The 6,077-nt window shown below is 71.7% G+C and carries 4 protein-coding genes; all 4 read left to right on the top strand.

Features of this window, described 5'->3' with window-relative positions:
• The first annotated feature begins 74 nt into the window (after nt 1-74).
• The 4 genes from AB0E14_RS14020 to ald all read left to right on the top strand — a co-directional run bounded on the left by AB0E14_RS14020 (nt 75) and on the right by ald (nt 6,027).
• Nucleotides 75-1,724, top strand: a complete 1,650-nt coding sequence (locus AB0E14_RS14020; protein WP_362416034.1) for a CTP synthase — start codon at nt 75-77, stop codon at nt 1,722-1,724.
• Between the two features lie 87 nt (nt 1,725-1,811).
• Nucleotides 1,812-2,438, top strand: coding sequence for an NUDIX hydrolase (locus AB0E14_RS14025; protein ID WP_362416036.1), 627 nt, complete (start codon nt 1,812-1,814; stop codon nt 2,436-2,438).
• A 341-nt stretch (nt 2,439-2,779) separates the two neighbouring features.
• The gene (locus AB0E14_RS14030; RefSeq protein WP_362416038.1) at nt 2,780-4,765 is read left to right on the top strand and encodes a tetratricopeptide repeat protein; all 1,986 of its coding nucleotides are present in this window, start codon (nt 2,780-2,782) and stop codon (nt 4,763-4,765) included.
• Nucleotides 4,766-4,911: 146 nt separating this feature from the next.
• On the top strand, nt 4,912-6,027 hold the full coding sequence (gene ald, locus AB0E14_RS14035) for an alanine dehydrogenase (protein ID WP_362416040.1): 1,116 nt from the start codon (nt 4,912-4,914) through the stop codon (nt 6,025-6,027).
• Nucleotides 6,028-6,077 lie beyond the last annotated feature (50 nt).

The following is a 6,077-nucleotide window of genomic DNA, read 5'->3' on the forward strand; positions in this document are numbered from 1 at the left end:
GCACCCCCCGATTCTTCCGGAGGGCACGCCGGAACGCACCTCCAGAACGCGACCACGGGAGCCCCCTCTTGGCGATGCCGCCCAAAACCACGACGACCAAGCACATCTTCGTCACCGGGGGTGTCGCCTCCTCCCTCGGGAAGGGCCTGACCGCCTCCAGCCTGGGTGCGCTCCTCAAGGCGCGAGGCCTGCGGGTCACGATGCAGAAGCTCGACCCGTACCTGAACGTCGACCCCGGCACGATGAACCCGTTCCAGCACGGCGAGGTCTTCGTCACCAACGACGGTGCCGAGACGGACCTCGACATCGGCCACTACGAGCGCTTCCTCGACGTCGACCTCGACGGCTCGGCCAACGTCACCACCGGCCAGGTCTACTCCCAGGTGATCGCCAAGGAGCGGCGCGGCGAGTACCTCGGCGACACCGTCCAGGTCATCCCGCACATCACCAACGAGATCAAGTCGCGGATCCGCCGCATGGCGACCGACGACGTCGACGTGGTCATCACCGAGGTCGGCGGCACCGTCGGCGACATCGAGTCGCTGCCGTTCCTGGAGACCGTCCGTCAGGTCCGCCACGAGGTCGGCCGCGACAACGTCTTCGTCGTGCACATCTCGCTGCTGCCCTACATCGGCCCGTCCGGCGAGCTGAAGACCAAGCCGACCCAGCACTCCGTCGCCGCGCTGCGCAACATCGGTATCCAGCCGGACGCCATCGTGCTGCGCGCCGACCGTGACGTGCCCACCGCCATCAAGCGCAAGATCTCGCTGATGTGCGACGTGGACGAGGCCGCCGTCGTCGCCGCGATCGACGCCAAGTCGATCTACGACATCCCCAAGGTGCTGCACACCGAGGGCCTGGACGCCTACGTCGTCCGCAAGCTCGACCTGCCGTTCCGCGACGTGGACTGGACGACCTGGGACGACCTGCTCGACCGCGTCCACAACCCGGAGCACGAGGTCACCGTCGCGCTCGTCGGCAAGTACATCGACCTGCCCGACGCGTACCTCTCGATCACCGAGGCCATGCGGGCCGGCGGCTTCGCCAACAAGGCGCGGGTCAAGGTCAAGTGGGTCACCTCCGACGACTGCAAGACCGCGGCCGGCGCGAAGAAGCAGCTCGGTGACGTCGACGCCATCCTGATCCCCGGCGGCTTCGGCGACCGCGGTGTCAACGGCAAGATCGGCGCGATCCAGTACGCCCGCGAGAACAAGGTGCCGCTGCTCGGCATCTGCCTCGGCCTGCAGTGCATCGTCATCGAGGCCGCCCGCAACCTGGCCGACATCCCGGACGCCAACTCCACCGAGTTCGACGCGGCCACCGCCCATCCGGTCATCTCGACCATGGAGGAGCAGCTCGCGTACGTCGAGGGCGCCGGCGACCTCGGCGGAACGATGCGCCTGGGCCTGTACCCGGCGAAGCTCGCCGAGGGCTCCATCGTGCGCGAGGTCTACGGCGACCAGCCGTACGTGGACGAGCGCCACCGGCACCGCTACGAGGTGAACAACGCCTACCGCGCGGAGCTGGAGAAGAAGGCCGGTCTGGTCTTCTCCGGTACGTCTCCGGACAACAAGCTCGTCGAGTACGTCGAGTACCCGCGCGAGGTGCACCCCTACCTGGTCGCGACCCAGGCCCACCCGGAGCTGCGCTCGCGTCCGACGCGTCCGCACCCGCTCTTCGCCGGGCTGGTCAAGGCGGCCGTCGAGCGGAAGACGGCCAAGTAGGCCGAGGAGTTAACGTTGCCGGGGTACGCAGGCCTTGCCAGGGCCGGTACCCCGGCTTTCGTATGTGGTGAGGGTGGAAGGACGCAGATGAACTTGCAGGACACCCCTGAGGAGTGGCGGGTCACCGGGACGACGACCCCGTTCCAGGGAGCGAAGACGAGTGTCCGCACGGACGAAGTGGTCATGCCCGACGGCTCCGTCGCGCGCCGCGACTACCAGGTCCACCCCGGTTCGGTGGCGGTCGTCGCCCTCGACGACGAGGACCGAGTGCTGCTTCTGAAGCAGTACCGGCACCCCGTGCGGCAGAAGCTCTGGGAGATCCCGGCCGGTCTCCTCGACGTACCGGGCGAGAACCCGCTGCGCGCCGCGCAGCGCGAGCTGTACGAGGAGGCGCACGTCAAGGCCGAGGACTGGCGGGTCCTGACCGACGTCTACACGACGCCCGGCGGCAGCGACGAGGCGGTACGGATCTTCCTGGCGCGCGACCTGTCCGAGGCGCAGGGCGAGCGGTACGAGGTCTCCGACGAGGAGGCCGACATGGAGCTGGCGCGGGTCCCGCTCGCGGAGGCCGTGCGCGGTGCGCTCGCGGGCGAGCTGCACAACAACTGCCTGGTCCTGGGCGTCCTTTCGCTGGTCGCCGCGCGCGCGGGCGACGGCCTCGACGCGCTGCGCCCGGCCGACGCGGAGTGGCCGGCCCGGCCGTTCGAGTCGTAGCCCTCGGGCGGGCGGCGGCCGGGCACGTGGCGGGGGAGGCACAAGGGCGGTCAGTGCGGCCGGTGCGTCCTGCGGGCGGGGGGAGCCGGGGTGCCGGTGCGGTCCGGGGGACCCCCTGCCGCTCGTCGCGGTGCCGGTGCGGTCCGGGGAAGCTCCTGAGGCATGTCGCGGTGGCTGACGACTGTCCGACTGTCTGCCGGTGTGAACATCTGCTGATCCGATCGGGGGATTGTTCCGCCCTGCTCCGCCGGGTCCCGCGCACGCGCTGAACTACGCTCGGATCACCCGTGCGGAGACCCCCGCGGGATCGGCTCGTGCGCAGGTGGACGGGAGCGTGGCCCGTGACGGATCAGGCGGTGGCAGCGGGCGGGGTGCGGAACTTCTACGGCCGACAGCGGGAGTTGAAGGCGCTGCGCTCCGACATCGAGCGGACCGGACTCGACACCCTCGCCGGCCACAAGGCACCCCGCGCGCGCGTCCTCCTGATCGCCGGTCGCCCCGGCTCCGGGCGGACCGCGCTCGCCGACGAACTCGTCGCCGGACTCGCCACCGGCTACCCCGACGGGGTGTTCCGCGCCCGGCTCACCGAACCCGGCGGCACCCCGGTCCCCACCGCGCGGGCCGCCCAGGCCCTGCTGCGGGACCTCGGCGTCGACGAACCGCCCGGCGCGGGCGAGGACGAGCTGACCGAACTGGTCCGTGAAGCGCTCGCGGACCGCAAGGCGGTCCTCGTCCTCGACGACTCCGTCGACGCCGAGCAGGTCGACCCGCTGATCCCGGACAACCCCGACGCGCTCGTCGTCGCCGTCGCCACGGGCCCGCTCACCGGCATCCCCGACGTCCGGCCCTGCACCCTCGGCGGCCTCGACCCCAAGTCGGCGATCGAGATGCTCACCGGTTACACCGGCTCCGTCCGGGTGACGGTCGACCCGCAGGCCGCCGAGAGCCTCGTCGAGGAGTGCGGCGGCCAGCCCGCCGCCGTCGTCCTGGCCGGCGGCTGGCTCGCCGCGCGCCCCAAGGCCTCCGTCGCCGACCTCGCCAAGCGGCTGCGCGCCCTCTCCGGCGACCCGCTCTCCCGCGCGTTCGAGCTGGTCCACGAGTCCCTGGCGCAGCCGGCCGCCCGGATACTGCGTTACCTCACCCTCGCCCCGCTCGGCCGGGCCGACGCCCACACCGCCTCCGCCCTGGCCGGCTGCTCCGTCTCGGCGGCGGCGACCACCCTGGCCGGATTCGTCGGGCTCGGTCTTGTCACGGAGGGGGAGGACGGCCAGTACGAGCTTCCCGGCCATCTCGTCCCGGCGCTCAGGGAGCAGATGGAGGAGCGCGACCGCCCCGCCGAGGTGCAGCTCGCCCGCGCCCGGATGCTGGAGCGGACCGTACGGCTCCTCCAGTCCTGCCGGGCGGTCACCGAACCCGAGGGGTCCCCGGCCCGCAAGAAGCTCGCCGGGCTGCCCCGCGCCCTGCGCTTCCCGAACGTGCCGGCCGCCGCCGACTGGCTGGAGAGCCGCCGGCCCGTGCTGCTCGCCTCCGCCCGCCTCGCCGTCGCCGACGGCGAGCTCGACACCCTGGCCCGCCGGCTGGTCGCCGCCCTGGTCAGGGCCGAGACCGCGCACCGCGGCGCCGAGGCCGCCGCACCCGAGCTGTACGGGCTGCACCAGCTGGTCCTGGACGTGGCCGAGCGGCGCGGACTGCACCGGGAGCGGGCCGCCGCGCTGCTCAATCTCGCCGATCTCGACGCCAGGACCGGCCGCACCCAGGACGCCCTGGCCCGCTACCGGGCCGCTCTGGACGCCGGAAGGGCCGCGAACGACCCGTACGCGACCGGCCGCGCGATGGAATCCGTAGGCGGTTCCTACCAGGAGCTGGGGGACTGGCAGCGGGCCGCCGACTGGTACGGGCGGGCCCTCGCCCAGCGCCTCGCCCGGGACGAGCGGGCCGACCAGGCCCGGCTCTATGCCCGGCTCGGCGCGGTGCAGACCTACGCGGGCCGGTACGGCGAGGCGCTGCGGAACTGGCGCGCCGCCGCGGCGGGCTACCGGCGCCTGGCCGATCTCCCGGGCCACGCACGGGCGTTGAGCGAGGCGGCCCGGGTGCAGGAGTACGCCGGACGGCCCGAGGAGTCGCTGCGGACCTGCGAGGAGGCGGTGGAGTGGGCCCGGCGGGCCCAGGACGTGCGGCTTCAGGCGGCGCTCCAGCTCCGGCTCGCCGACACCCTCGACCGGCTCGGGGACCCCGCGGCGGCCCGTTTGCACCGGTCCGCGGCCGAAAGGCTCCTCGGAGGCGAGGCCTCCGCCTACGAAATCCGCAGTGCTTCCGTCGAAGAATAATGCTTTGCAAGGCTAGACACGGGGAACTCCTTCATTAGACTGGTTGCGCCGCGATCGACCGCGGTCTGCCCCGGTGCGCCCCCTTGCATCCGGGTATGTATCGCAGTGCACCCCCGTTTCCCCTGATTCAAGGACCGTGATCGACGATGAAGGTCGGCATCCCCCGCGAGGTCAAGAACAACGAGTTCCGCGTGGCCATCACCCCCGCCGGTGTCCACGAGCTCGTCCGCAACGGCCACCAGGTCTTCGTCGAGCAGAACGCCGGTGTCGGCTCCTCGATCACGGACGAGGAGTACGTCTCCGCCGGTGCGCAGATCCTGCCCACCGCCGACGAGGTCTGGGCCACGGCCGACCTGCTCCTGAAGGTCAAGGAGCCCATCGCGGAGGAGTACCACCGCCTCCGCAAGGACCAGACCCTCTTCACGTACCTGCACCTCGCCGCCTCCCGCGAGTGCACGGACGCGCTGCTCGAGTCCGGCACCACCGCCATCGCCTACGAGACCGTCGAGACCGCGAACCGCGCCCTGCCGCTGCTCGCCCCGATGTCCGAGGTCGCGGGCCGGCTGGCCCCGCAGGTCGGCGCCTACCACCTGATGCGCTCGGTCGGCGGCCGCGGCGTCCTGCCCGGCGGCGTCCCCGGCACCCACGCCGGCGAGTGCGTCGTCATCGGCGGCGGCGTCTCCGGCTGGAACGCCACCCAGATCGCCGTCGGCATGGGCTTCCACGTGACCCTGCTCGACCGCGACATCAACAAGCTCCGCGAGGCCGACAAGATCTTCGGCACCAAGGTGAAGACGATCGTCTCCAACGCCTACGAGCTGGAGAAGGCCGTCATCGAGGCCGACCTCGTCATCGGCGCCGTCCTCATCCCGGGTGCCAAGGCCCCGAAGCTGGTCACCAACGAGCTCGTCGCCAAGATGAAGCCCGGAAGTGTCCTTGTCGACATTGCGATCGACCAGGGCGGCTGCTTCGAGGACTCGCACCCGACCACCCACGCCGAGCCGACCTTCCAGGTCCACGACTCGGTCTTCTACTGCGTCGCCAACATGCCGGGCGCGGTGCCGAACACCTCCACGTACGCCCTCACCAACGCCACGCTGCCCTACATCGTGTCGCTGGCGAACAACGGCTGGGTCGAGGCGCTGCGCCGCGACGCCGCCCTTGCCCTGGGCCTCAACACCCATGACGGCAAGGTGGTTTACAAGGAGGTCGCCGAGGCGCACGGCCTCGAGCACGTCGAGCTGACCACCCTCCTGGGCTGAGTCTCCCGGACGTCGCGTCAAGGCGCGCCGTCAACCTCACGCATCCGGCC

Source organism: Streptomyces sp. NPDC047981 (assembly GCF_040653315.1).
Taxonomy (GTDB): Bacteria; Actinomycetota; Actinomycetes; order Streptomycetales; family Streptomycetaceae; genus Streptomyces.